The sequence below is a fragment of the Flavobacterium sp. LAR06 genome (assembly GCF_041946075.1).
Classification (GTDB): domain Bacteria; phylum Bacteroidota; class Bacteroidia; order Flavobacteriales; family Flavobacteriaceae; genus Flavobacterium.
Genome location: NZ_JAUTYT010000007.1, coordinates 103,947 through 128,823, shown reverse-complemented (window position 1 = coordinate 128,823; position 24,877 = coordinate 103,947). Strand labels below are relative to the sequence as shown.

At 32.6% G+C, this 24,877-nt stretch carries 27 protein-coding genes; 23 read left to right on the top strand and 4 right to left on the bottom strand.

What is annotated here, in order from left to right:
- Window positions 1-284: 284 nt before the first annotated feature.
- Window positions 285-2,792, bottom strand: coding sequence for a M14 family zinc carboxypeptidase (locus tag Q7C23_RS11875; RefSeq protein ID WP_375032722.1), 2,508 nt, complete (start codon window positions 2,790-2,792; stop codon window positions 285-287).
- A 178-nt stretch (window positions 2,793-2,970) separates the two neighbouring features.
- Between Q7C23_RS11875 and Q7C23_RS11870 the strand changes: the two genes are divergently transcribed.
- The 20 genes from Q7C23_RS11870 (at window position 2,971) to Q7C23_RS11775 (ending at window position 17,833) form a co-directional block, all read left to right on the top strand.
- Window positions 2,971-3,465 (top strand): DinB family protein, encoded by a 495-nt coding sequence (locus Q7C23_RS11870; RefSeq protein WP_375032721.1) that lies wholly within the window; start codon window positions 2,971-2,973, stop codon window positions 3,463-3,465.
- 12 nt (window positions 3,466-3,477) lie between these two features.
- A complete protein-coding gene (locus Q7C23_RS11865; RefSeq protein WP_375032720.1) occupies window positions 3,478-4,074 on the top strand; it encodes an NAD(P)H-dependent oxidoreductase in 597 nt (198 codons plus the stop codon).
- Window positions 4,075-4,217: 143 nt separating this feature from the next.
- Entirely contained in the window at window positions 4,218-4,691 is a 474-nt protein-coding gene (locus Q7C23_RS11860; RefSeq protein WP_375032719.1) for a hypothetical protein, read from the top strand.
- A 42-nt stretch (window positions 4,692-4,733) separates the two neighbouring features.
- The gene (locus Q7C23_RS11855) at window positions 4,734-5,075 is read left to right on the top strand and encodes a nuclear transport factor 2 family protein (RefSeq protein WP_375032718.1); all 342 of its coding nucleotides are present in this window, start codon (window positions 4,734-4,736) and stop codon (window positions 5,073-5,075) included.
- A gap of 269 nt (window positions 5,076-5,344) precedes the next feature.
- Window positions 5,345-5,830: an SRPBCC domain-containing protein gene (locus Q7C23_RS11850; protein WP_375032717.1), complete on the top strand. Its 486-nt coding sequence runs from the start codon at window positions 5,345-5,347 to the stop codon at window positions 5,828-5,830.
- An 80-nt stretch (window positions 5,831-5,910) separates the two neighbouring features.
- The gene (locus tag Q7C23_RS11845; protein WP_375032716.1) at window positions 5,911-6,324 is read left to right on the top strand and encodes a hypothetical protein; all 414 of its coding nucleotides are present in this window, start codon (window positions 5,911-5,913) and stop codon (window positions 6,322-6,324) included.
- A gap of 189 nt (window positions 6,325-6,513) precedes the next feature.
- On the top strand, window positions 6,514-6,882 hold the full coding sequence (locus Q7C23_RS11840) for an ester cyclase (protein WP_194656880.1): 369 nt from the start codon (window positions 6,514-6,516) through the stop codon (window positions 6,880-6,882).
- Between the two features lie 43 nt (window positions 6,883-6,925).
- Complete coding sequence (locus Q7C23_RS11835; RefSeq protein ID WP_375032715.1) at window positions 6,926-7,975, top strand: serine hydrolase domain-containing protein; 1,050 nt, start codon at window positions 6,926-6,928, stop codon at window positions 7,973-7,975.
- A 3-nt stretch (window positions 7,976-7,978) separates the two neighbouring features.
- A complete protein-coding gene (locus Q7C23_RS11830; RefSeq protein WP_375032714.1) occupies window positions 7,979-8,404 on the top strand; it encodes a DUF1801 domain-containing protein in 426 nt (141 codons plus the stop codon).
- Between the two features lie 7 nt (window positions 8,405-8,411).
- Window positions 8,412-9,509 (top strand): MBL fold metallo-hydrolase, encoded by a 1,098-nt coding sequence (locus tag Q7C23_RS11825; RefSeq protein WP_375032713.1) that lies wholly within the window; start codon window positions 8,412-8,414, stop codon window positions 9,507-9,509.
- Between the two features lies 1 nt (window position 9,510).
- The gene (locus Q7C23_RS11820) at window positions 9,511-10,041 is read left to right on the top strand and encodes a GNAT family N-acetyltransferase (RefSeq protein ID WP_375032712.1); all 531 of its coding nucleotides are present in this window, start codon (window positions 9,511-9,513) and stop codon (window positions 10,039-10,041) included.
- A gap of 24 nt (window positions 10,042-10,065) precedes the next feature.
- Window positions 10,066-11,190, top strand: coding sequence for a lactonase family protein (locus tag Q7C23_RS11815; protein ID WP_375032711.1), 1,125 nt, complete (start codon window positions 10,066-10,068; stop codon window positions 11,188-11,190).
- Window positions 11,191-11,328: 138 nt separating this feature from the next.
- Complete coding sequence (locus Q7C23_RS11810) at window positions 11,329-11,856, top strand: GNAT family N-acetyltransferase (RefSeq protein ID WP_375032710.1); 528 nt, start codon at window positions 11,329-11,331, stop codon at window positions 11,854-11,856.
- Window positions 11,857-11,858: 2 nt separating this feature from the next.
- On the top strand, window positions 11,859-12,440 hold the full coding sequence (locus Q7C23_RS11805) for a TIGR00730 family Rossman fold protein (RefSeq protein ID WP_375032709.1): 582 nt from the start codon (window positions 11,859-11,861) through the stop codon (window positions 12,438-12,440).
- Between the two features lie 85 nt (window positions 12,441-12,525).
- On the top strand, window positions 12,526-13,752 hold the full coding sequence (locus tag Q7C23_RS11800) for a tRNA modification GTPase (protein ID WP_375032708.1): 1,227 nt from the start codon (window positions 12,526-12,528) through the stop codon (window positions 13,750-13,752).
- 182 nt (window positions 13,753-13,934) lie between these two features.
- Window positions 13,935-15,122 carry a tRNA modification GTPase gene (locus Q7C23_RS11795; protein ID WP_375032707.1) on the top strand — a complete coding sequence of 396 codons (1,188 nt, stop codon included), beginning with the start codon at window positions 13,935-13,937 and terminating at the stop codon, window positions 15,120-15,122.
- A gap of 137 nt (window positions 15,123-15,259) precedes the next feature.
- On the top strand, window positions 15,260-15,727 hold the full coding sequence (locus tag Q7C23_RS11790; protein WP_375032706.1) for an SRPBCC family protein: 468 nt from the start codon (window positions 15,260-15,262) through the stop codon (window positions 15,725-15,727).
- A gap of 88 nt (window positions 15,728-15,815) precedes the next feature.
- On the top strand, window positions 15,816-16,184 hold the full coding sequence (locus tag Q7C23_RS11785) for an iron chaperone (protein WP_375032705.1): 369 nt from the start codon (window positions 15,816-15,818) through the stop codon (window positions 16,182-16,184).
- Window positions 16,185-16,247: 63 nt separating this feature from the next.
- Window positions 16,248-17,144 (top strand): TlpA family protein disulfide reductase, encoded by an 897-nt coding sequence (locus tag Q7C23_RS11780; RefSeq protein WP_375032704.1) that lies wholly within the window; start codon window positions 16,248-16,250, stop codon window positions 17,142-17,144.
- Between the two features lie 8 nt (window positions 17,145-17,152).
- Complete coding sequence (locus Q7C23_RS11775; protein WP_375032703.1) at window positions 17,153-17,833, top strand: 2'-5' RNA ligase family protein; 681 nt, start codon at window positions 17,153-17,155, stop codon at window positions 17,831-17,833.
- A 7-nt stretch (window positions 17,834-17,840) separates the two neighbouring features.
- On the opposite strand, the gene Q7C23_RS11770 is transcribed toward Q7C23_RS11775, so the two are convergent.
- Window positions 17,841-18,200, bottom strand: a complete 360-nt coding sequence (locus Q7C23_RS11770) for a VOC family protein (RefSeq protein ID WP_375032702.1) — start codon at window positions 18,198-18,200, stop codon at window positions 17,841-17,843.
- 153 nt (window positions 18,201-18,353) lie between these two features.
- On the opposite strand from Q7C23_RS11770, the gene Q7C23_RS11765 reads away from it, so the two are divergent.
- Window positions 18,354-19,448, top strand: a complete 1,095-nt coding sequence (locus Q7C23_RS11765; RefSeq protein WP_375032701.1) for an acyltransferase family protein — start codon at window positions 18,354-18,356, stop codon at window positions 19,446-19,448.
- A 3-nt stretch (window positions 19,449-19,451) separates the two neighbouring features.
- Here Q7C23_RS11765 and Q7C23_RS11760 read toward each other — a convergent pair whose 3' ends face one another.
- Window positions 19,452-19,880: an SMI1/KNR4 family protein gene (locus Q7C23_RS11760; protein WP_375032700.1), complete on the bottom strand. Its 429-nt coding sequence runs from the start codon at window positions 19,878-19,880 to the stop codon at window positions 19,452-19,454.
- Between the two features lie 36 nt (window positions 19,881-19,916).
- Window positions 19,917-22,064, bottom strand: coding sequence for a cation:proton antiporter (locus tag Q7C23_RS11755; RefSeq protein WP_375032699.1), 2,148 nt, complete (start codon window positions 22,062-22,064; stop codon window positions 19,917-19,919).
- Between the two features lie 319 nt (window positions 22,065-22,383).
- Between Q7C23_RS11755 and Q7C23_RS11750 the strand changes: the two genes are divergently transcribed.
- Together Q7C23_RS11750 and panB are read left to right on the top strand one after the other, a co-directional pair.
- Window positions 22,384-23,811, top strand: a complete 1,428-nt coding sequence (locus Q7C23_RS11750) for an L-serine ammonia-lyase (RefSeq protein ID WP_072972634.1) — start codon at window positions 22,384-22,386, stop codon at window positions 23,809-23,811.
- 95 nt (window positions 23,812-23,906) lie between these two features.
- On the top strand, window positions 23,907-24,725 hold the full coding sequence (gene panB / locus Q7C23_RS11745; protein WP_375032698.1) for a 3-methyl-2-oxobutanoate hydroxymethyltransferase: 819 nt from the start codon (window positions 23,907-23,909) through the stop codon (window positions 24,723-24,725).
- The last annotated feature ends 152 nt before the right edge of the window (window positions 24,726-24,877 follow it).

Sequence of the window (24,877 nt, the reverse complement as noted above, 5' to 3'; positions counted from 1 at the left end):
AAGCATTAGATTATACAATAAAAAAACAAAAGCCGTCAAAACGACTGTTCCTGTTGAAGAAATCCAACTGGGAATGGGAATAAGTACTTTTTGAAAAACAAACCTCTTCTCTAGTCCTGATGGGAGCGGTATCTCCCCATTTAGAAAGACAAGGCTTTTTAGCCGTAGTTTTTGTTAATTGGGAATATTGGGGACAGCGGGACTGGCGCACTTTTGAAAATGAAATCTTCCACTTCTAAATAAAAAAAAGCTCTTCAAATTTTATAACTGAAGAGCTTTTTTTGTTAGTTGACTAAAAACAATGAATTGCTGAATAACAGTATTCCGTTTTCCCAGAAACCTCTAAAGAGCGGATTGTCCATCATATAGATTACACTTCCGTCTCCTCTTTTATCTACCGCAAAACTTACCGTCTCATTGAGTTTTTTACTGATCGTATGTCCGACGAAACCATAACTGACAAATCCTTTTGGAATATAGGCCACATTGATGGCACTCTTTAAAAGCGAATAGGATCTTTCGTTGGTTTTAAGACTGAAATAAGTATTGCCCAAACCAAAAGCCATTGGGTAGGTTTTGTCTAATTTATTTTCGATAATCGCGCCCGGAATTGTACCAGAAATCTCTCTTCGCTCTGACCCTTCGAAGTCTAAAAAGCGTTTTTTAAGCTCGACTTCCTTTTCTTCTTTCTCTGATTTTTCTTTGTCTTCTTTGCTTGCAAACAAACTCAAAGCGTAGCCTTCGCGATCCTGAAATAAGGAAATTGCACTGCTCATGGCAATTACTTTTCCTCCACTTTTAACCCATTCGTCTATTTGTTTTTTCTGATCGTCTGAAAAATCATAAGAACCGTCATTCAGAATTAAAGTATTGTAATTGTATAATTTAACTCTGTTGAAATTGGCTGTTTCGACAATACTTACCGGATAACTAATGGTTTCATCTAAATAATGCCAGGTTGCACCGAACTCGGTTGAAACAATTCCTTTACCTGATAACATCAGGATTTTTGGTGCTTTTAGCAGTACAAAATTCTCCCCTCCAATGTCTTTCGAATTGGTAGAAAATCCGGTTGTGATAAAACTATAATCGGTTTTGATTTTGATGATATCTGAAACTGTTTTCTCAAAATCGGCTATTTTTGGATTATCGGCGCGGCTGATAATTAAGCCTCCCGGTTCAATTGTTATGGTTCCGAAAACCGCTTTTTTCACAGCCGAACGAACTTTTATTCCGCCTTGATGTAATAAGGAAAGTACCTGTGCCGAAGTTCTGTTATTCCATGGTACATAGAATGCATAAACGCTGGCCGGAACCGTTTTTGCAGCTGTTTCTATTTTAGCTTTTGTTTTAACAGAAAGATTATTTTTTACCGCATAACCTTCAACTCCATACGCCAAAGGCAAAGCCCAGGCCGTGATATCGTAAGATAAGCTATCGTTTAGTTTTTGATTCGGTTCAAATAAAACCTGCGCCAGAACTGATCTCGGCTGATCTGCTTTTATAATTAAATCATTTGGTTCAATTTTAAAACTTTCATTTTTTTTATTTTGATAATGAAATCCTGATGCGCTCCCTGAAGCATCTGCATAGCTGAATTCAATATCATTTTTCTTTAGCATTTCTGCCAATTGATCTAGTTTTGGGTTCGCTTTTAAAACATAAGTATTATAAACCCCTTTCGCTTTTATTCGCGCATTGGTATGAAAATCCCTGAATCCTTTTAAGAGAATGTCTTTTTGCGAAGCGGCACTTTCTACAACCGTCAAAACTGCTGCTGCGTGATGTGTTAATCGATCTTTGATTGTTACATTAGCACCGTTTTCCATTGTTATTTCGCGACCTGCTCCTATTCCGCCCTGTTCTAATGTTAGTCCAACTGCACCGTTGTATGTTGGATAGGTATCGCCGTAACTAGGATAAAACAAATCGAAACGCTCTCTGGTATTGTACATCCAGTTTTGCTTGTCGAATTTCTGCGAAATATTTTTACCCAAAACATTGTAAAAATCTTTTTGGTATTGTTCTATAAATTCATGCAAAGGTTCTGCTGCAGGTGGAAAAAAGTAGGGTGAATTGTAACTCATTTCGTGTACATCAGTATGTACTTGCGGCATCCATTGATTGTATAATTTAATACGTTGCTGCGATTCGATTTGTGTTTGCCATGCCCAATCTCTGTTTAAATCAAAAAGATAGTGATTGTAACGTCCGCCCGGCCACACTTCCATATGTTCTCTATCGTATAAACCTGGGTGATTTTTTTTGCCTGTGATTTCTCTAAGCCAGTTTCCGTAACGCGAATAACCGTCAGGATTGATACATGGATCTAAAATTACAATGGTGTTTTTCAGCCATTGTTTGGTTGCCTCGTTTGATGGATTCAAAAGCTCATAAGCAACTGTCATAGCACTTTCGGTTCCGGCAAATTCATTTCCGTGAACGTTGAAACTTAGCCATACAATTATTTTATCATCAACTGTTGTGGTTTTATTTCCTGATAAACCTATTGCTGCTAAATTGTTGTTTCTTATTTGTTCCAGATTGGAAAGGTTTTCCGGAGTTGAGATATAATAGACATTCAGGTCGCGCTGTTCGTTTGTTGCTCCGTATTTCTGTTTTTTAATGAACTGAGATTGTTCTGTCAGATATTTAAAATAATCTTCTACCTGATGATAGTAACTGATTTGTTTTCCATAATTGGGAATAAACTCTGATGGTGTTTTTAATTGTGCAAAAACAGAAAAAGAAGTACTTAACAGTAATACTGCGGCGCAAAATGTTTTCTTCATAAGTGAATTGAATTTGTAGATGGTTAAAAATAAGAATTAACTTTACAATGACCTACAAATCACAAAAAATAATACTGTTTTAAGCAAAACATTACATTATTTATTCTGAATTTGATTTTTTACTTCGTTATCTTTAATCTAGTTTTAATTTGTATTTTCGTTTAGCAAAAAAACTGTTATGGACCATTCTTTAAAAGAAATACTCTGGAGGCAATTTGGAGCAAGTATCGACATGTTGAAAAATGCAATCGAATTTTGTCCGGAGTCGTTTTGGGATACGGAACAACAATTTGGATATAACGCTTTTCATTGTGCTTTTTTTCTGGATTATTATTTGACGCTTGATCCGAGAGGTTTTACACCTCCACAGCCTTTTTCACTTTCAGAATTTGAAGACAGAATGCCTGAAAGAGTTTATACGAAAAACGAAGTATTGACTTATTTAGAATTTTGCAGAGAAAAATGTCGTAACCTAATTGCGACAATGACTGATGAGATTTATAAAAGTAATTGGAAAAATGAATCCAAAACAATGCGTTACAATGTGGTAGAAATACTGCTTTATAATATGCGCCATGTTCAGCATCATGTCGCACAATTGAACTTATTATTACGACAAAATATTGATGATGCCCCAATGTGGGTTCGTGAAGCAAAAGACAATCTTTATTAAATATAATGTAAAATGAATATTTTAATCGTTTACGCACATCCAAGTAAAAAGTCTTATACTTTTCAGGTTTTGGAACATTTGAAATCTCAAATTTCAAAGCAAAACTGGAATCTTGAAGTCTCGGATTTATACGCGATGAATTTTCAGAGTGATATGTCTGAGCAAGAGTATGAGAGAGAAGGTTTTGCCAAAACGGAACTTTCTATTTCTAATGATGTTCTGGATGAACATGCCAAAATCGAAAAAGCAGATTGCATTATATTTCTTTATCCGGTTTGGTGGAGCGATTGTCCTGCTAAACTCAAAGGCTGGTTTGACCGGGTTTACTCTGTTGGATATGCTTACGGACAAAATGAAACTTCTCAAAAAATGAAAACCATTCCGTTTGGACTTGTGATTTGTACAGCCGGTCATCCAAATGAATTTTTGAAAGAAATAAATATGGCCCAGAGTATGGAAATCATTATGCTGGAAGACCGACTTGGAAAACGTTTTGAAAATAAAGAAATGTTGATTTTAGGCGGAACATTGGAATTGGAGAAAGTGATGGCGAAGCATTTTATTGAAATTGAAGAAGTTGTTGATAGGATTCGTAAATATTGTCATTAAGTTGCAGGCAGATTTTGCAGATTTAAGCGGATCTACACAGATTTGTTTTAGTTTACTAAAATAAATTTTGTAGTTATTATTGCAGTGAATATAAAATTGTTATTTTCGTATTTATCCACAATTTCTTACAATTTAAACAACGTATGATCCTAAAAAAAATAAAAGCCCACCACTTATTTTTAATTGTTTCGATTCTTATTTTATTGATAGGAATGTATCGAAGTACTGATCCCAATTCAATTCTGGACATTAATGTTCATGATACCTATTATGTGATATCCAATTATGATTGTACATTAGTTTTGTTTACTACTTACTTTTTGACTGGACTACTCTACTGGCTATTTGAAAAACTACCTCAAAAGCAGCTTATAAAACCTTTAACTATAATTCATTCTACTATTTTGATTGGAAGTTTTATAATCTATTGGTTACTTATTTTTCTTGATGATAAATTGTTTGTAATTGACCCTAATTTTCCTTTACTCAATTATAAAGATCAAGTTATAAATATAACTTTAGTTTTAGAATTGTTTATTATAACTTTTGTAGGGATCCCAATTTTTATAATTAATTTATTGATTGGGCTGCTGAGAAGAACTGATAATAAAATTTAATTTAACCCCAAGGTTTGCAAAGATTAATTCAATTAAACTAAAATGAAAATACAAGAAATCATTGACAGACAAATGTCAGCCTTTAACAACAAAGACATTGTAAAGATGATGTCTCTTTATACAGATGATACTAAGATTTATACTTTTTCAGATCATGAATTAGTAATTAATGGCAAAAAAGAATGTGAGGAAATGTTTGTCAAACTCTTCGAGCAATCTCCGGATTTGAATGCCGATTTTATAAAAACCATTTACTTTACTAATAAAGCAATCGTTCATGAATATGTTTACGGACGAAATGGAATTAAGGAAAAAAAAGAACAAGTCGTTATTTTTGAAATACAAGACCAAAAAATAAGCAGGATGGATATTATAAGGGAATGATTTTTTATTTCTTAAAAAAACTAAACTTCTAATATACCCCGATGAGAGCTATCTCCCATCGGGACTGGTCGTTCTGATGAAAATGATTCTTCTGCTCCTGAAAATTAAATTCCAAAATTTAAATTCCAAATTCCAAATTCCAAAAATCTAAAATCTAAAATCTAAAATTAAAGCTTGTCTGATTCACCCCTTACAATTGTCTTGAAAACACCCTAACATATTGATTTTTAGATTGTAAATTTGTTATCTAACTTTCTAAACTACACAAAATGAGTGCGCAAGATTTTACCACGATCCTTATAGTTGACCAATCTCCGGAAGAAGTTTTTAATGCTGTTACAAACGTTCGAGGATGGTGGTCTGAACAAATTGATGGCAATACAGCCCAATTGAACGATGAATTTGATTATCATTATGAAGATATACATCGCTGCAAAGTCAAATTGATTGAGGTAATTCCGAATGTGAAAATCGTCTGGCTGGTGGAAAAAAATTACTTCAAATTCACCGAAGACGCAACGGAATGGACGGGTACAAAACCCACTTTTGAGATCTCGGAAAAAGATGGAAAAACTGAGCTTCGATTTACGCATGTAGGCTTGGTTCCGGATTATGAGTGTTTTGATATTTGCAAAGATTCGTGGACCAATTACATTCAGAACAGTTTAAAAAAACTAATTACTACCGGAAAAGGTCTGCCCAACGGTAAAGACAAACCGCAGACAGAAAACGAAAGAAAACTGAGTGCGAAGTAATTAGACTTCTGAAATATTAGATTTGGTTCTTTTTACTAATGATATTTTTCATAAATTAGTGTAATTAAAAACCAAAATTTATGAATCCCATTTTAAAAAATACTTTGGCCGTTATTGCTGGCCTTATTGTTGGAAGCATTGTTAACATGAGTATTATTTTAATGAGCGGTTCTATTATTCCGCCTCCAGAAGGAGCCGACAACACCACTATGGAAGGTTTGCAAAAGACGATGCATTTGTTTGAACCAAAACATTTTCTTTTTCCATTTTTAGCACACTCCATCGGAACCTTTACCGGTGCACTTACAACTTCTTTAATCGCATTTAATCACAGAACAAAACTCGGTTTAATTATTGGGGCTTTCTTTTTGTTAGGCGGCATTGTGAGCGTTTGTTCTTTGCCTTCGCCAATGTGGTTTACAGTTCTAGATTTAGTTTTTGCTTATATTCCAATGGCTTATCTAGCAATTAAACTGGTTAAAAGAAGAGTTTAGAAAATGAAATTTCATCTCCCTGACAGACATTTTATAGTGCCGAATTACGTCAAAAAGAATTCAAAAAATTGACTATTGCCACTACTCAAATCAAATCGGAAGATTTATAAAACTTCCTTTCTGAGGCTTTATTTCCTTGAAAACCTACTGCTAAATTTCATAACTTAGTTTGTTTTTAATTTTAGAGTCATGACTAAGAAATATATTGCCCAGGAATTTTTAAAACTCGCTGCAAATGGGCATTCACATGAAGCTTTCCGGCTTTATATAGGCGAGAATTTTAAGCATCATAATGCTTATTTTAAAGGTGATGCCAATACTTTGATGATAGCCATGGAAGAATCTTCCAGAAAAAATCCGAATAAGACTTTCAAAATTCATCACGCTTTACGAGATGGCGATTTGGTTGCGGTACATTCCTGTGTTAAACAGAATTCAGCTGACCTAGGAACGGCCGTCGTACATATTTTTAGATTTGAAGCAGATAAAATAGTAGAACTTTGGGATTTAGGACAACCGATTCCAAAAGAAACAATTAACGAAAACGGAATGTTTTAAAACCTGAAACCTGAAACAAATAAATTAAAACCAACTATACTCAATGAACCCATTTTCCCGATTTCTATCTCTGCTCTCTATCGTTTTTCTATTTTCTAACTGTAATTCGTTTGCGCAAAAAAAAGATAGTTATGTCACCAAAATAGACAGTTTAATAAAAGTTGCCGATCCTAAATTTAATGGTGTAATTCTGATAGCTCAAAACGGAAAAACATTATACAATAAAGCTTATGGTTTTGAAAATTTCGAAACTAAGAAACCTTTACAATTAGACAGCCGCTTTGAAATTATGTCGAACACGAGACAGATTACAGCTGTTTTAATATTAAAAGAAGTTGAGAAAGGCCGAATCGATTTACAAGCTTCAATCAAAAAATATTTGCCAGAATTAAAGCAAACCTGGGCAGATTCTGTGACTGTTCATCAATTATTAAATCATACACATGGAATAGTTGATTTAGAAAAACCACTTTTATTTAAACCGGGAACCGAATTTAAATATGGAAATTTAGGCTACAGTTTATTGGGGAAAATAATTGAAGCTACTTCTAAAAAAAGTTACTCAGAAATAGCAAATGCATTTTTTAAAGAATTAAAAATGAAAAATACATTTTGCTATTCTAAAGATAAAATGAAGAATATCGTTTCGGGTTACATTGATACAAATAATACATTCGAGCTAGTAGAAAAAACAATGATTACGACCGAAAGTATAGCATCAAATGGTATCATTTCAACCGTTGGCGATTTAGCAATTTGGAATCAAAATTTACACAAAGGAAAACTGCTAAAACCAGATAGCTATTCATTATTGTTTAAGTACAATATAACGGCGCAACATGCCTTTTTTGGAAAAGAAAAAGAAGGTTATGGATATGGCTTTAGAATTATTGAAAAAGATGCAGTAAAATATGTTGGACATACCGGTTTAGGCGATGGATTTTCTTCGGTTAATGTATATATTCCCAAAAATGATTTAAGTATGATTGTATTGGAAAATCAATCTAATGCTGATATGGATTTATTTTATGCTACGGAAATTAAAATCAGAAATATTCTCTTTAAAAGCGATTTACTTCATCAAAAAAATTAAATCATGGCAAAAAATAAAACGACAGAAACAGAAACCAGTGTCTTAGACTTTATAAACACTTTTGTAGAAGATGAAGCAAAAAAAAATGACGCTTTTGAGCTTGTCAAAATAATGCAGAACGTAACCGGTTTTGAACCCAAAATGTGGGGACCAAGCATTATTGGTTTTGGAAGTTATCATTACAAATATGCCAGTGGACACGAAGGAGATGCACCTCTTGCAGGGTTTTCTCCGAGAAAAGCCGCTATTTCGTTATATGTTTATTTGTCTGAAGAAAACAGAGAAGATTTACTTTCGAAATTAGGAAAACATAGAGCAGCAAAAGGCTGTATTTACATCAAAAAACTAAGTGATATTAATGTCGAAATTCTCAAAGAAATGACTACAGCTTCAGTTGAAAATTTACTGAAATTATATCCTTCTAAATAAAAAAAACATGATCCTTACCATAACACTTCTTTTACTAGCCGTTATTTTTTATTTTTTATTCCACCCAAGATTTGGAAAACAACCTTCTGGAGAGCGGCTAGCTTTAATACAAAAGTCGCCTCAATACAAAAATGGAAAATTCGAAAATGAAAGTTTCACTCCGGAACTTGCCGAAGGTTACGGTTATTATGATGTTTTAAAGCAATTTTTCTTTAAGAAAGTTAATCGAAAAATTCCAACTGATAGTATTCCATCTTTAAAGACCAATTTAAAAGAACTTCCTTTAGATCAGGATGTTTTAGTTTGGTTTGGACATTCCTCTTATTTTATTCAATTGGAAGGCAAACGTTTTTTAATCGATCCTGTTTTCAGCGGCAACGCCTCTCCTATTTACGGCACTACAAAAGCCTTTAAAGGAACTGATATTTATACCTACGATGATATTCCGGAAATTGATTATTTGCTAATCACACATGACCATTATGATCATTTAGATTATAAAACCATTATGGAACTCAAACCAAAAATAAAAAAGATAATCACGGCACTTGGCGTTGGTTCGCATTTTGAATTTTGGGGTTTTTCTTTAGAAAATATTATAGAAAAAGACTGGCATGAAAAAATAGAATTAGATGAGAATTTGACCATTTATACTGCTCCATCAAGACATTTTTCTGGCAGAAGTATTAAACGCTGTAATACACTTTGGACTTCATTTATTTTAGAAACCAAAGACTTTAAAATGTATTTGGGCGGCGACAGCGGTTACGATTCTCACTTTGCAGCAATTGGAGAGAAATACGGTCCTTTTGATATAGTATTAATCGACAATGGGCAATATAATCCGGCATGGAAATACATTCACAATTTACCGGAAGATGTAATAGAAGCTATGAAAGACTTAAAGACAAAAAGAGTATTTCCGGTACATAATTCAAAATTTCCTTTATCTCTGCATTCCTGGGATGAACCTTTGATTAAAGTGACAGAATTGAATGGTTTATCTGAAAATCCGATTCCGTTGATTACACCGAAGATTGGAGAAATAGTAGAATTGAAAAATGAAAAACAGGAATTTAAACAATGGTGGAAAGGAATAAATTAAAATGACAAAATCTCAATATAAAATTAGAAATGCCTTTCCTTCAGAATTTGAGGCAATAGGAAAATTACTCATTAGTGTTTATTCGCAATTAGATGGTTTTCCAAAAGAAAATGAACAACCTAATTATTATAAAATGCTGGCTAATATTGGCGATTTTACCAACCATGCGGAAACGGAACTTTTAGTAGCGGTTGATAAGAATAATGCTATTCTTGGCGCAGTCGTTTATTTTAATGACATGCAATATTACGGTTCAGGCGGAATTGCAACTAAGGAAAAAAATACTGCTGGATTTCGATTATTAGGCGTAGACAACGACGCACGAGGAAAAGGAATTGGTAAACTATTGACGCAGGAATGTATTAGAAAAGCAACTCAAAATAGTTTAAACCAAGTTATCATTCACTCCACTTTAGCCATGCAAACTGCCTGGAAAATGTATGAGAATCTTGGATTTAAACGCTCTGAAGATTTAGATTTCATGCAGGGAGAATTAGCCGTTTTTGGCTTCAGATTAAAAATTATCAACTAAAATTAATTTCCAAAAAACAATACTTTGAAACCAAAAGCAATCTTTCTAACACTTGCCTTTCTTACAACTTCAGCTATTTTTTCTCAAAATACTTACGTCTTCTTGGGCAGTTACAATAAAGATAAAAACGCCGAATCAATTCAGATATATCAATTAGATACTTTAAAAGGAAAACTGACTAAAGTGACTTCTGCAAAAAATGTCATAAATCCATCGTATTTAACCGTTTCTCCAAATGGAAAATATGTGTATGCCTGCACCGAAACCAAAACGCCAAATGATGGAAATGTCAGCAGTTTTGAATTTAATACCGAAAATAAAACACTGACCTTTTTAAACAAACAGAAAAGCGGCGGCGAAAATCCGGTTTATGTTTCTGTTCATAAAAGTGGTAAATGGTTGGTTAATGCGAATTACACAGAAGGAAGTGTTTCCGTTCATCCGTTATTAGAAAATGGAAAAATAGATTCGCTTGCGCAGAATTTTCAATATACAGACGGAAGCGTTCATAAGGAAAGACAAACTAGATCGCATGTACATTCGGCTGTCTTTTCGCCTCAGAATGATTATCTATTTTTACCTGATTTAGGTGCAGATAAAATACGTTGTTATCGTTTTGATGAAACTCTGAAAAAACCTTTAGTCGAAACAAAAAATCCGTTTATAAAAACCGATTTAGAAGCCGGTCCAAGACATTTTACTTTTCATCCGAATCAGAAATTTGGTTATTGTATTGAAGAAATGGCTGGTGCGATTCGTGTGTATCAATACGATAATGGAACATTGAACAAAATTCAACGCATCAATACGCACCCGGATAAAATTACAAAAGGTTTTGAAAGTTCAGATATTCATATTTCGCCCGATGGAAAATTTCTATACGCTACAAACCGCGGAAAAGAAAACAACATTGCTATTTTTTCTATTGATGAAAATGGTATTTTAAAAAACATTGGTTATCAATCAACTTTAGGAAAACATCCGAGAGTTTTTTCTCTTGAAGAAAGCGGAAAATTCCTTGTTGCCAGCAATGTAATAACCGGAAATGTGGTAGTTTTTAAAAGAAATGAAAAAACAGGTTTGCTAAAGAAAACTGGAAACGAGATTAAAATGGAAAACGTTTCTTGTGTTCAGGTTAAAAGGATATAAATATTAAAATTTCACGCAGATTTACATAGATTTCTATTCTCATTTTATGTCATTTCTGTAAAAGTTACTTATTTCGGTAACAAGAGAAAAAGAACCTTTCAATCCTCTTAATCTGCGGTAAAATAAAAACAGTAGAAAATGAAAAATCAAGAATTCAACTTACAGCCAGATCTTTTAGAAGATGGCATTACCAAATTAGTTCCCCTTAAAGAAACCGATTTTGATGCACTATTTGAAATAGCTTCAGATCCTTTGCTTTGGGAACAACACCCTATAAAAGACCGTTATAAAAAAGAAGTTTTTCAAACTTTTTTTAATGCTGCTTTGAGTTCTAAAAGTGGCTTTTTAATTTTGAATGCAGTTACCAATGAAGTAATAGGCACTACGCGATTATATGATTACAAACCGGAAAATTCAAGTATTGCTATTGGTTACACTTTTATTGGCCGAAAATACTGGGGTGGGCTTTACAATAAATCGAACAAAAAGCTATTAATTAATTATGCTTTTCAGCAAGTAGATTCGGTGTTTTTTCATATTGGAGCTGAAAATTTCCGTTCTCAAAAAGCAGTTTTAAAATTAGGTGCGACAAAAGTAAACGAGATGAATTTCCCGCCTACTACCGATGGCATTTTACATTACGAATATGAATTAAAAGAAGAATAAAAATGAAAAGGATAACTGTTTTTTGCGGCTCAAGTTTTGGAACTGAAGCAATTTATACAGAGCAAGCCACATTACTTGGCGAAACATTTGCAAAAGAAAACATAGAACTCGTTTACGGCGGCGCAAACGTAGGCTTGATGGGCGCAGTAGCCGATGGAGTTTTAAATAATGGAGGAAAAGCAATTGGTGTTCTTCCAAACTTTTTAAGATCAAAAGAAATCGCGCATCTCGGTTTAACCGAATTAATTTTGGTAGAAAGCATGCACGAAAGAAAAACCAAAATGAATGATTTATGTGATGGTGTAATTGCACTTCCGGGTGGTTTTGGAACGCTGGAAGAACTTTTTGAAATGATAACATGGGCACAACTAGGGCTTCATAAAAAACCAATCGCGATTTTAAATATCAATGGCTTCTATGATTGTTTGATTGAACTAACAAAAACTATGGTTGAAAAAGGTTTATTAAAAGAAGCGAATCAAAAAATGCTTTTAGTTAGTGATACTATCTCCGATTTATTAGATAAAATGAGGAATTATAAACCTCCAACAGTTGGGAAATGGATTGATAATCAAAAGGTTTAATTAGAGTACAAAATTAGTTCTTTGTAGTAAAAATATTTCATATATATTTGCGCAAAAATAAAAAACTAATTAACCTAAACCCAGAATGAAGAATAAATTACTTATTTGCTTACTGTTTCTTTTAAGCTTCCAAACGTACTCACAAATTATATTTGAAAAAGGATATTTTGTTGACAATAATGATAAAAAAACAACTTGCTTAATTAAAAACTTTGATTGGAGCAATAATCCAACAGAAATTCAATATAAGTTAGACGAACAAGATCAGCCCATAAGCATTTCAATAGCACAAATAAAGGCATTCGGAATTGACAATCAATCCAAATACGAGCGATTTACTGTGGATATAGACAAATCTACTCAGGTAATTAGCAACATGAATTATGATAAAAACCCTGAATTCAAAAAAGAGACTGCGCTATTGAAAGTTTTATTAGAAGGAAAAGCTAGTTTATTTGAGTATATTTCAGGCAATTACACACGTTACTTTTTCAAAACAGATTCTTTGTCAATTAATCAGCTGGTTTACAAATCTTATAAAACTTCTGAAGAACAGATTGCACAAAACAATCAATACAAACAGCAATTATGGATGACTTTAAAATGTGATAATATTGCTATTACTACTATTGAGAAACTTAGTTACAGAAAAAATAGTCTATTGAAATTTTTCACAAAGTATAATGAATGTAATAACTCAGACTATACAGTTTTTAAATCTAATGAAAAAAGAGATTTATTCAATCTAAACATTAGACCAGGAATTACCACTTCTGCAATATCAATTAGTAATTCCTCACTGCCAACACCTGATTACGATAGAGATTTCGACAATAAAATTGGCTTTCGCTTTGGTCTTGAAGCCGAGTTTATTTTACCAATAAATAAAAACAAATGGGCTTTAATTTTTGAACCGACTTATGTAGGAGGGTATAAAGCAGAAAAATCTAGATTAGATTCAAAAACAAATGAAGAGTTAAAAGGAAATATTGAATACAATTCCATCGAATTACCAATTGGAGTAAGATACTATATGTTTTTAAACAGTAATTCTAGTTTGTTTATCAACGGACAAGCCGTTATAGAACACACAATTAATTCAGAAGCTTATGTTGAATATTCTACACAGAGAAATACTACTCTTGAACTAAAGCCAACTACCAGCTTTACTTTTGGTTTAGGATATAAATTAAAGAAAAAGTACAGTGTCGAATTTAGAGCTAATTTTGGCAAGAATATTCTTGACAATTACAGGGAATGGAATTCTAACTATAAGTCATTCGCTTTAACTTTTGGTTATTCTATATTTTAAGAACCATAACAAAGGAAAGAGCTTTATATAAATATTTAAAACTCTTTCTCTTGTGAAATTATTTTAATATAAACTATCTCAATAGTATTTTCTTAAAAAGAATTTCCAAATAAAATATAATTGATTTCTACAATAGCCTATTCTCTCATGAATGAAAGAATTACAAAACAATTAAGATTCAAATGATAAAAAAAATACCTTTTTTTCTTTTTCTTTTTTTCTCAATACCTTTTTATTCGCAAATTACATTTGAAAAAGGTTACTATATTGATAATGACAATAATAAAATATCATGTTTAATTAAAAACCTAGATTGGGCAAATAATCCAACAGAACTTCTATATAAAATAGAAGAACAAGGCTCTCTAAAAAGCATTTTCATAGAAGATATTAAAGAATTTGGAATTGATAATGAGTCAAAATACGAACGATTTAATGTAGAAATTGACCGCTCATCTGAAGAGGTCAGAGAAATGAAGTATGAAAACTATCCTATATTTAAAAATGAAATGTTACTGCTAAAAGTTTTAGTCGAGGGAAAAGCAACTCTATATGAGTACAATAGCGCAAATTTAACTCGTTTCTTTTTTAAAACTGATTCATCCCGGATTACCCAGTTAATTTATAAATCTTACAAAATTTCGGAAACACAGATTGGAAAAAACATTCAATTTAGACAGCAATTATGGACCGCGTTAAAATGCGACAATATGCTTATAGAAGAAGCTGAAAATCTAAATTACAAACAAGATGACTTGTTTGATTTTTTTATAAAATTTAATAAATGCAGCAATTCAGAATTTATTGATTTTAAAAACAAAAAGAAGAAAGACTTATTTAATCTTAATATAAGACCAGGAATTACAAATTCCAGCTTGTCTATTGCAAACCAATCTTCTTATAATTTTGACAACAAGACTGGATTTAGATTAGGTCTAGAAGCTGAATTTGTTTTACCTTCCAATAAAAACAAATGGGCTATAATCATCGAACCTATTTATCATAATTTCGAAACAGAAGTGACACAAAATGATTTGACAAGCAAAATTGACTATAAAACTGTTGAATTCCCTTTAGGAGTGAGATATTACATGTTCTTGAACAATAACTCTAAGTTTTTTGTAAATGCCCAATATGTCATTGTTCATTTCGTAAATTCAACAGCTTATTTTGGAGAAAATAAATATAAAAATAATGAAATGGAAATTGTACCTAGCAGTAGTCTTTATATGGGGCTAGGATATAAATACCAAAATAAATACAGTGCAGAATTTAGAATGAATTTCAAAAAAAACATCTTAGAAAGCTACTTCTTTGAAACTTCTACATACAGATCTTTTTCATTGGTTTTTGGATATACCATATTTTAAGAATAAGATCTATTTTACCCTTAAAAAAGAGCTTTACTAATTTTGTAAAGCTCTTTTTTAATTTATTGAACATAAATGATTTTTTCATAACTTAGTTATCCTTGAAAAAATAAGTTTCACAATCCACAACTAAAAAAATGAAACCAGAAAATAATAAATTCGCAAAAGCAGAAATGCTTATTAGAAAACCTGTTTCAGAAGTTTTTCAGGCTTTTATTGATCCCGAAATCACCAGTAAATTTTGGTTTACAAAAGGCTCAGGCAAATTAAAACAAGATAAAAAAACAGAATGGACCTGGGAAATGTATGGTTTTTCATTAACCGTCACGACCCATGTTTTACAGGAAAATAAAAAAATTGTAATCGAATGGGGAACTCCTGAAGAAAGCACTTTGGTCGAATGGGTTTTCACGCCATTAAATGAAAATGAAACTTTTGTAAGCATAACAAATTCAGGTTTTAAAGGAGACTCAGATAAAATAATTGATCAGGTTCGTAATTCTACTGAAGGCTTTACATTGGTTTTAGCCGGAGCAAAAGCGTATTTAGAACATCATATTTTATTAAATTTAGTTTTGGATCGTTTTCCGAAAGGATTAGCTTAAAAAGAAAGTTTCAAATTTCAAATTTCAGGTTTCAAGTTCGTTGCGACAACTTGAAACCTGAAACTTGAAACAAAAAAAACTAACAACCATGGATACAAAAAAACCAGCAAATATTGACGAATACATTGGTGCTTTTCCAAATGACGTTCAGGAAATTCTTGAAAAAGTTAGAATGACGATTCAAAAAGCAGCTCCGGATGCTACAGAGAAAATCAGTTATTCGATGCCGGCATTTGAGCAAAATGGGATTGTGGTTTACTTTGCCGCTTTTAAAAATCACATTGGTCTGTATGCTTTGCCTACTGGTCATGAAGCCTTTGCAACCGAACTATCAAAATATAAATCCGGGAAAGGTTCTGTACAATTTCCCTTAAATCAACCAATGCCTTTTGAACTGATTACCAAGATTGTAAAATTTAGAGCGAAAGAAAACCTCGAAAAAGCCAAAAAGAAATAAAATCATTTCCATTTTCTTTCCTATATTCGAAAAACTATCCACGACTGAATTAAACCATTTTCTATGAAACAATTGCAATTCTGCTTGATCGCTATTATATTTTTTACAAGTCATTTTATTTTTGCACAAGATGAGGCTACAGTAGAAAAAGAAATCATAGAATTACATAAACCGTCTCAAAAAATCCAGGATTCGATTGTAAAATTACAAAAGGAATGTAACTTAAGGATTGAAGCTGAAAAAGATTCTATTAAACGTTATCAGCTTGTTCTTCGCTTAGATTCTTTAGAAAACACAAAAGATCAAAATGCCATCAATCAATTAAAACTTGATTTTGATTTTGCCAGAAAACATCCCAATTCAATGAGCGCTTTACGGTTAATTCGTGTCAGTGTCGGCCGTTTCGTTGGCATGAATTTCTATGACACTTTTGTGGAAGTATATCAAAACTTCTCTCCTGAGATCAAAACTTCTCAAGAAGGAAAAGAAATGGCCGAAAAACTTAAATATTTTAATCAAAGTAAAGTAGGAAGTATTGCTCCAAAATTTACCTTAATAGATATGAATGGGAAAACTGTTTCATTAGATGATTTTAAAGGCAAATATGTACTGATTGATTTTTGGGCCAGTTGGTGCGGACCCTGTCGGGAAGAACTTCCTTATATCAAGGAATTATATAAAAAATATCATAACCAGGGATTTGAAATAATTAGCGTTGCAAAAGATGATAAGACAGAGTCCTGGAAAAAAGCAATTGTAAATGAAAACATAGAATCCTGGAATCATCTTTTTGCTACCAAAGACAATAGTACTATAATTACTGATTATTTTGTGAATGGAATTCCACACAAACTTTTAATTGATAAGAACGGATTAATTATTGGGAAATGGAAAGGCAGCGGCGAAATTAACAAACATGATTTACAAAAGCTTATAAAAACAATATTTGAAGCTGAATAATTTTTGAAATGAACTTACAAGAACATTATAACCAACTTTACATAAAATCTTCAAAAGCTATTTTAGAAGGAAATTATAAAATTGATCACCAAATTAATGACGCATCGGATTCCCGATTCGGAGTTACCTTATTGATTCGTCCCAAAGATGAAATCAAAGCTCAAATTCAGTTGTTTTTAAATGAATTAATAGAAGTTGATTCCCAACAATACTATTATCCTAATTCAGACATTCATATTACGGTAATGTCGATTATTTCCTGTTATGAAGGTTTTACTTTAAGTAAAATAAGGATTGAAGAATATATCGAGATCATTCAAAAAAGTTTACTTGATGTAGATAAAATTAAAATCAAATTTAAAGGTATTACAGCTTCTCCTTCGGCAATAATGATTCAGGGTTTTCCAACGGATGAATCATTAAATGATTTAAGGGATAAATTGCGTGAGAATTTTAAAAAATCAACTTTACAGCAAAGCATCGACAGTCGTTATGCCATTGCAACTGCACATTCAACCGTTGTGAGATTTCAGGAAAGAATCGAAAATCCGAAGAAATTAATTGGCGTTGTAGAAAAATTTCGAAATTACGATTTTGGAGAATTAACAGTTGATAAACTCGAATTAGTTTATAATGATTGGTATCAGAGCAAAAGCAATACTATTGATCTGGCTGATTTCTATTTATAGTTTTTTTTTACCTAAACTTTCCAAAATGCCATAAAACACCCGAAGGATCGTGCAGAAAACATTCACTACCCCAATCTAAATGGCGAGTTGGTGTTAATTTTACTCCATATTTTTCTGTTAGATTTAAAGCCAAAAGTTCGTTATAGTAACGATCGACATCGTCAACTTCTAAGAAAATCATGGTATTTTCAATCCATTCTTTTGCATAATAATCCTGAAGATAAAAGGCAATTTCTCCTGTTTTGAAAACAGAAAATTTTGGATCTAACACCACTTCTTCGAAACCTAAATTACGATAGAAACTCCTGGAGATTTTGAAATCTTTGGCTCCTATGAATGGCCGGATGGATTGGACTTTGTGTTGCATTTTCTTAATTTTATTTTTTTTTAAACCTATCTAAATCAATCAAAAAAAAGTTGTTAATAAGATGTTTTTTAATGAAAAAGAAACTTTCGCAATTGAACTACATTTGTTGTTGATACCGATATACATTCATTAAAAAAAACAACAAATTTCAAAGTGCATAAAAAATTATACGGATTAGATCATTTACGAGCTTTTGCAATATGTTTTGTTTTTTTATATCACTATCAGATTTTTGATCATCCTGAATGGCTACCAAATATAGCAAAATTTGGTTGGACGGGTGTTGATTTATTTTTTGTTTTAAGTGGGTTTCTCATATCCTCTCAACTTTTTTTTCAGATAAAAAACGGTGCTAAAATTTCTTTTAAAGATTTCTTTTTGAAACGTTTTTTTAGAATCCTGCCTTTATTTTGGTTCGTAACAGGGGTTTACTTTTTAATTCCGCTATTTAGAGAGCGGGAAGCACTTCCTCCTTTATGGAAACTCCTGACTTTTACTCAAAATTTTGGATTAAATCTTCTTGATTTCGGTACTTTTTCACATGCCTGGTCGCTTTGTGTTGAAGAACATTTCTATTTTTTTCTACCAATTGCGCTTATCTTTTTACAGCGATGCAAACAATTTTATAATGCCTATTGGGTTTTAATAGGACTTTTTATTTTAGGCTTAATAGTTCGGTTTTATAGCTGGGAAATTTTATATCTTCCACATATTGACGATGAGGATGCATGGCTTTTTTGGCTCAAATTTATTTACTATCCAACATACAACCGTTTAGATGGACTTTTAATTGGCGTTTCGATTGCCGGTGTATATCAATTTATGCCTATTTTTTGGAATCGAATCTCCAAGTTTGGAAATTATTTTTTAATTGCCAGTATACTCACTCTTATCGCTGCCTATTTTTTATGCTATGAAGAACATTCCTTTTATGCTTCTATTTTTGGATTTACTGTAGTTAGCGTAGGTTACGGCTTTATGGTCATCGGTGCCATTTCACCATCAAGTTTCTTATATCAATTTCATTCAAAAGTCACTACTTTCATTGCAATGCTTTCTTATGGAATTTACTTGATCCATAAGGGAATAATTCACATCACACAAGGGCTTTTGCCTAATTTCGAAATCAATACTAACAGTTCTTTAAGTTTAATAATTTGCATTGTTTCATGCGTAATTATTGCCTACATACTTCATCAAATAATTGAAAAACCTTTTATGAAATTGAGAACAAAACGGGTTCATTAAAAATCAAGAAAACCAATCAACTCCATTGTCAAGACGGACAAGAAAATCGGTAAAAGAAGTTCCAATTTCGATATTATATTTGCTATTCAAATCAATAAAAGGGGAAAGAATTATCTTGACGTTTTCATCATGTTCGAATTTAATTCCGATAAATTCTCCACTTCCATTCGAACCAATTCCAATAGTCTGCTGTAAACCTTCTACTATATTATAATTTTTATTAGCTCCAATAATTTCTTCTAAACTCCAAAGATTTATAAATTCAACACCAATAAACTGATCTAATCCATGATAGTTCTCAAGATAAAATACATAATCTTCAGGAAGTTTTAACTTAGAATATAATTCTACATCATTTACTTCAACAGTTGAATTTACATCTCTTTTTGGAAAACTATATTTTTTAATTATTTTTTCTAGATGTACAGTCATAATTTAGTTTTAGAGTTTTTTAGAAAACCTTTTTTCTTAACCCTTCTTCAAAATATTCCCCAAACCTCTACCAATCTGCTCAATCGCCTCAAGACCTTTGGTTAAAGGTGTTGCAGTAAAATCTTCATAAGCATCCATAGAAGTTACTTTGTTATCGTCTTGCGGATAAACTAAAATCAGGTTGTTTTCGCTGAATGATTTTTCGAATTTTTGAGGCAGTTTATCAAAGATCGATTGGTACGAAACAGAACCTTTTCGGGATAAATTGAAAACAATCAAATCCGTTGGTTTAATTTCATCTGAGATTGCATCGAAATCATCCCAGTCTAAAATACTTTTGAAACCTAATTTGGCGTTCAATTTTAAATAATTGGCAATTTGCTGAATTGACTGATGCGTTTTGTATTCGGCATAAATCACAATCGGAATACTTAATTCTTGTGATAAGCGACAGATTTTTTGAATCAGAAGTTGAAATCCTACTCCTCTTTCAGAGAAAGGCGGACAAATGAAAACCAATCTTTTCTCTTCTATAAAAGTCTTTTCGAAACGACAGATAAACAAACTTTTATCAACGTTATTAATAATTGAATCTACATTTTCACCAAAAATTTTATCTAAAAAACCTGTTTTTCTCGGCCAGCCGATAATCACAATATCAGACATGATTTCTTTTGAAGTTCTTGCAATTCCACTCGCAGGATTGTGGTCTATTCTTGCAATTGTATTGATTTTTACTTCTGATGCCGAACCCTGAATTACAAATTTATCAACTGCTTTTCGGTATCTTAAAATATTTTTTTCAGCCTGATCGTTATTCGGTACAATCGTCAACAACGTAATCGGGTTTGATGATTTTTTATCTTTAATCAAAAGTGCAAAATCTAACAAACTTGATGTTGCAGACGTTTTGGCAAGCGGAATTAAAATATGCTCGTCTAAAATCTGATCCTGATGCGCATCTTCATGGGAAACTTCTTCTTCGCAGATTGCAATTTTTTTCGCTGCTTTTTCTGTAGCAAAAGAAGCTACGATACAGGTAATTAAAATTAAGATAATAGTTCCATTTAAGATATTTTCATCCAGAATTTTAGCTTTATATCCTACTAAAATAACCGCTAAAGTAGCTGCGGCGTGTGCACTACTTAATCCGAAGATAAGCTGTCTTTCGGTTTTGGTATATTTAAAGACAATTTGAGTAAAAAATGCGGCGAACCACTTTCCGAAAATCGCGACTACGCTCAATGTTCCTGCTACAATCAATGCTGTTGGACCGCTTAAAATCACACTAATATCAACCAACATTCCCACAGAAATCAGGAAAAACGGAATAAATAACGAATTCCCAATAAACTCAATTCTATTCATTAAGGCTGATGATTGTGGAATCAAAGGATTCAGGGCCAAACCTGCAACGAAAGCACCAATAATAGGTTCTACTCCTGCCACTTGCGCTAAAAATGCCGCAAAGAAAACAACAGATAATACAAAAATATAATGCGCATGCTTTTCACTTTCCAGTTTCTTAAAAAACCATTTCGCAATTCTTGGAATAACCAAAAACATAATAGCAGAAAAAATGATCAATGAAGCGGTTAGTTTCAACCAAAAAGCCTGATTCAGATTCCCTTCACTGCTTCCCATAATAACGGCCAGAATAATCAAAACTGCGGTGTCGGTCAAAATAGTTCCTCCCACTGTAATGGCAACTGCCTGATTTTTTGCTATACCTAGTTTACTCACAATTGGATATGCAACCAATGTGTGCGTTGCAAACATACTTGCTGTTAAAAAACTGGCATTAAAATCATATTTTAAAAGGTAAAAACAAACAGGGAAACCAATAGAAAGGGGGAAAATAAAAGTAAAAAAACCGAATAATAAACTCTTATTCTTGTTGGCTTTAAACTCATTCATGTCGAGTTCTAAACCTGCAATAAACATAATATAAAGTAGTCCAATAGTTGAGAATAAATCTACTGCCGAATTTTTAGCCAAAATGTTAAGTCCGTGAGGGCCAATAATTACTCCTGAAATAATCAAACCTATAATTCCGGGAATATTAATTTTCTTCAGTAAAATTGGCGATAATAAAATTATAAAAAGTATTAATGAAAAAATCAATACTGGATTGCTAAGTGGCAGTTCAAACTCTTCTAATAAATTCCTGAAAAATTCTATCATAATGTGGTTTTAGCTCCTGTGTGGTATATCAATTGTCTTGAAAAAGACATTTTCAGCATTCATACAAAATACCCAAAGTAGCAGTTTATTTCGATTATTAAAAACTAAAAAAATCAGTCTTTTCTAGTAATAGCTATTTACAAAAATACCTAAAAAAATCCCGAACTTTTTATGAAAGACCGATATTAAGTAATTAAATTTACTTCTTTGCCAAATTATTAATATTTAATATTTATTTTAACAAAACTGCAACATTAACAATCAAAAATAAATCATCATTGCATTATTCAATTATCTTTGTCTTAATAAAAATTGTACAATGGAAGAATGTATCTCTGTTTTTGATATGCTTAAAATTGGCGTTGGCCCTTCAAGTTCGCATACTTTGGGACCATGGCGCGCTGCAGAACGTTTTTTAGAAGAGTTAAAAAACGAATCTATTTTAGAACAAGTTACCAGAGTCAAGGTTGATCTATATGGTTCACTTTCCTTAACCGGCAAGGGTCACGCTACTGATTTGGCCGTTATGCTTGGTTTAAGTGGCCAGGATCCTGAATATATTCCGGTCGACAATATTGCAGGAATCATTAAAACGATCGAAACCAAAAATGAAATCATTTTAGGAAATCAGATTACGATTCCGTTTTATTTTCTTCAGGATATTGTTTTCAACAAAGATTTTCTTCCTTTTCATGCTAACGGATTAAAATTCACTGCCTATAAAGCCGATGATTCTGAATATGAATCAACTTTTTACTCTATTGGAGGAGGTTTTGTCGTTAAAGAAGAACGTACCAATGCCAAGATCAAAGAAGAGATTAAATGTGCTTTCCCCTTCCCGATTCAAAATGCTGTTGAGCTTTTAAATTATACGGTTTCAGAAAACAAATCAATCTCAGAGATTGTTTATGAAAACGAAAAATCGATGCGTCCCGAAGAAGAAATTCACTCGGAATTAATGCGCATCTGGAATACGATGTTAGAGTGCATGTACATTGGCTGCCATACAGGAGGAATTCTTCCTGGCGGATTACATGTTCGCCGAAGAGCTTTTGATATGCATCAGAATTTAATTGGTCTCGCCAATTATGATAATCCACAATCCTGGCTGGAAGAAATCAGAAAAACCGAAGTTAAATTCCGCCAGATTTTAAAATGGGTTAGCTGTTTTGCACTTGCCGTGAATGAAGTAAATGCGTCTTTAGGCCGTGTTGTTACTGCTCCAACTAATGGAAGCGCTGGTGTAATTCCGGCTGTTTTAATGTATTATTTGGTAATTGAAAACCATAATGCCGGCGAAAAAGAAATCAAGCAATTTTTGATGGTTGCCGGAGAAATTGGAAGTATCTTCAAAAAAGGATCGACTATATCTGCAGCAATGGGTGGTTGTCAGGCCGAAATTGGTGTTTCGTCATCAATGGCTGCGGCGGCACTTTGCGAATTAATGGGCGGAAGTCCTGCACAGGTTTTAATGGCTGCCGAAATTGCAATGGAACATCACCTTGGTTTAACCTGCGACCCAATTGGTGGTTTGGTTCAGATTCCGTGTATTGAAAGAAATACTATGGGCGCTATAAAAGCCATAAATGCTGCCGAATTGGCTTTAGAAACTGATTCAAAAAATGCAAAAGTACCTTTAGATAAAGTAATTAACACCATGTGGCAAACTGCAAAAGACATGAATTCCAAATACAAGGAAACTTCCGAAGGCGGATTGGCAATTGCGGTTAATATGGCCGATTGTTAGAATATATTACTTAATTTTGCAGTCAAAAAAATTTTCGTTTTAAAAGTATATTCTGCTTTTAAAACTATTCAAAAAAACTAAAACTTACTTATATAATGTCAGTTGCTAAAAAAGATTATAAAAGAATCACTACCAAATCATTAATCGAAATGAAAAGCAATGGAGAAAAAATCTCCATGTTGACAGCTTACGATTTCACAATGGCAAAAATTGTTGACACTGCAGGAATCGATGTGATTTTAGTAGGAGATTCGGCATCAAACGTTATGGCCGGGCACGAAACAACATTGCCAATTACTTTAGATCAAATGATTTATCATGCTTCTTCTGTAGTTCGTGCGGTCGAAAGAGCCTTAGTTGTTGTTGATTTGCCTTTTGGAAGCTACCAGTCTGACCCAAAAGAAGCTTTACGTTCTTCTATCAGAATTATGAAAGAAAGCGGCGGACATGCAGTAAAGTTAGAAGGTGGAAAAGAAATTAAAGAATCTATCAAAAAAATATTAAACGCAGGAATTCCAGTTATGGGACACTTGGGTTTAACGCCACAATCTATCTATAAATTTGGTACTTACAGCGTTCGCGCAAAAGAAGATCAAGAAGCTGAAAAATTAATTGAAGATGCCAAATTACTTGAAAAAATAGGCTGTTTTGCTGTAGTTTTAGAAAAAATCCCTGCTGATTTAGCGGAGAAAGTAGCTAAAAGTATTTCTATTCCTGTTATCGGAATTGGAGCTGGTGGTGGCGTTGACGGTCAGGTTTTAGTGATTCATGATATGCTTGGAATGAATAATGAATTCAGTCCTCGTTTCTTACGTCGTTACTTAAACTTATATCAGGAAATGACGTCTGCAATTGGCCAATATGTTGCTGATGTTAAGTCTAGTGATTTTCCAAATTCTAGTGAACAATATTAATTTTTAAGATACTAAGGTTCTAAGTTGCTAAGATTCTAAGGTTTCGTATTTACATACAAAGGTTCAAAGCAACAAAGGTTCAAAGGTTTTAAAATGAATAGCCTCCAGCTTTAGCTGGGGGGCTTTTTTTATTCATATAAAAGGCTTTAACC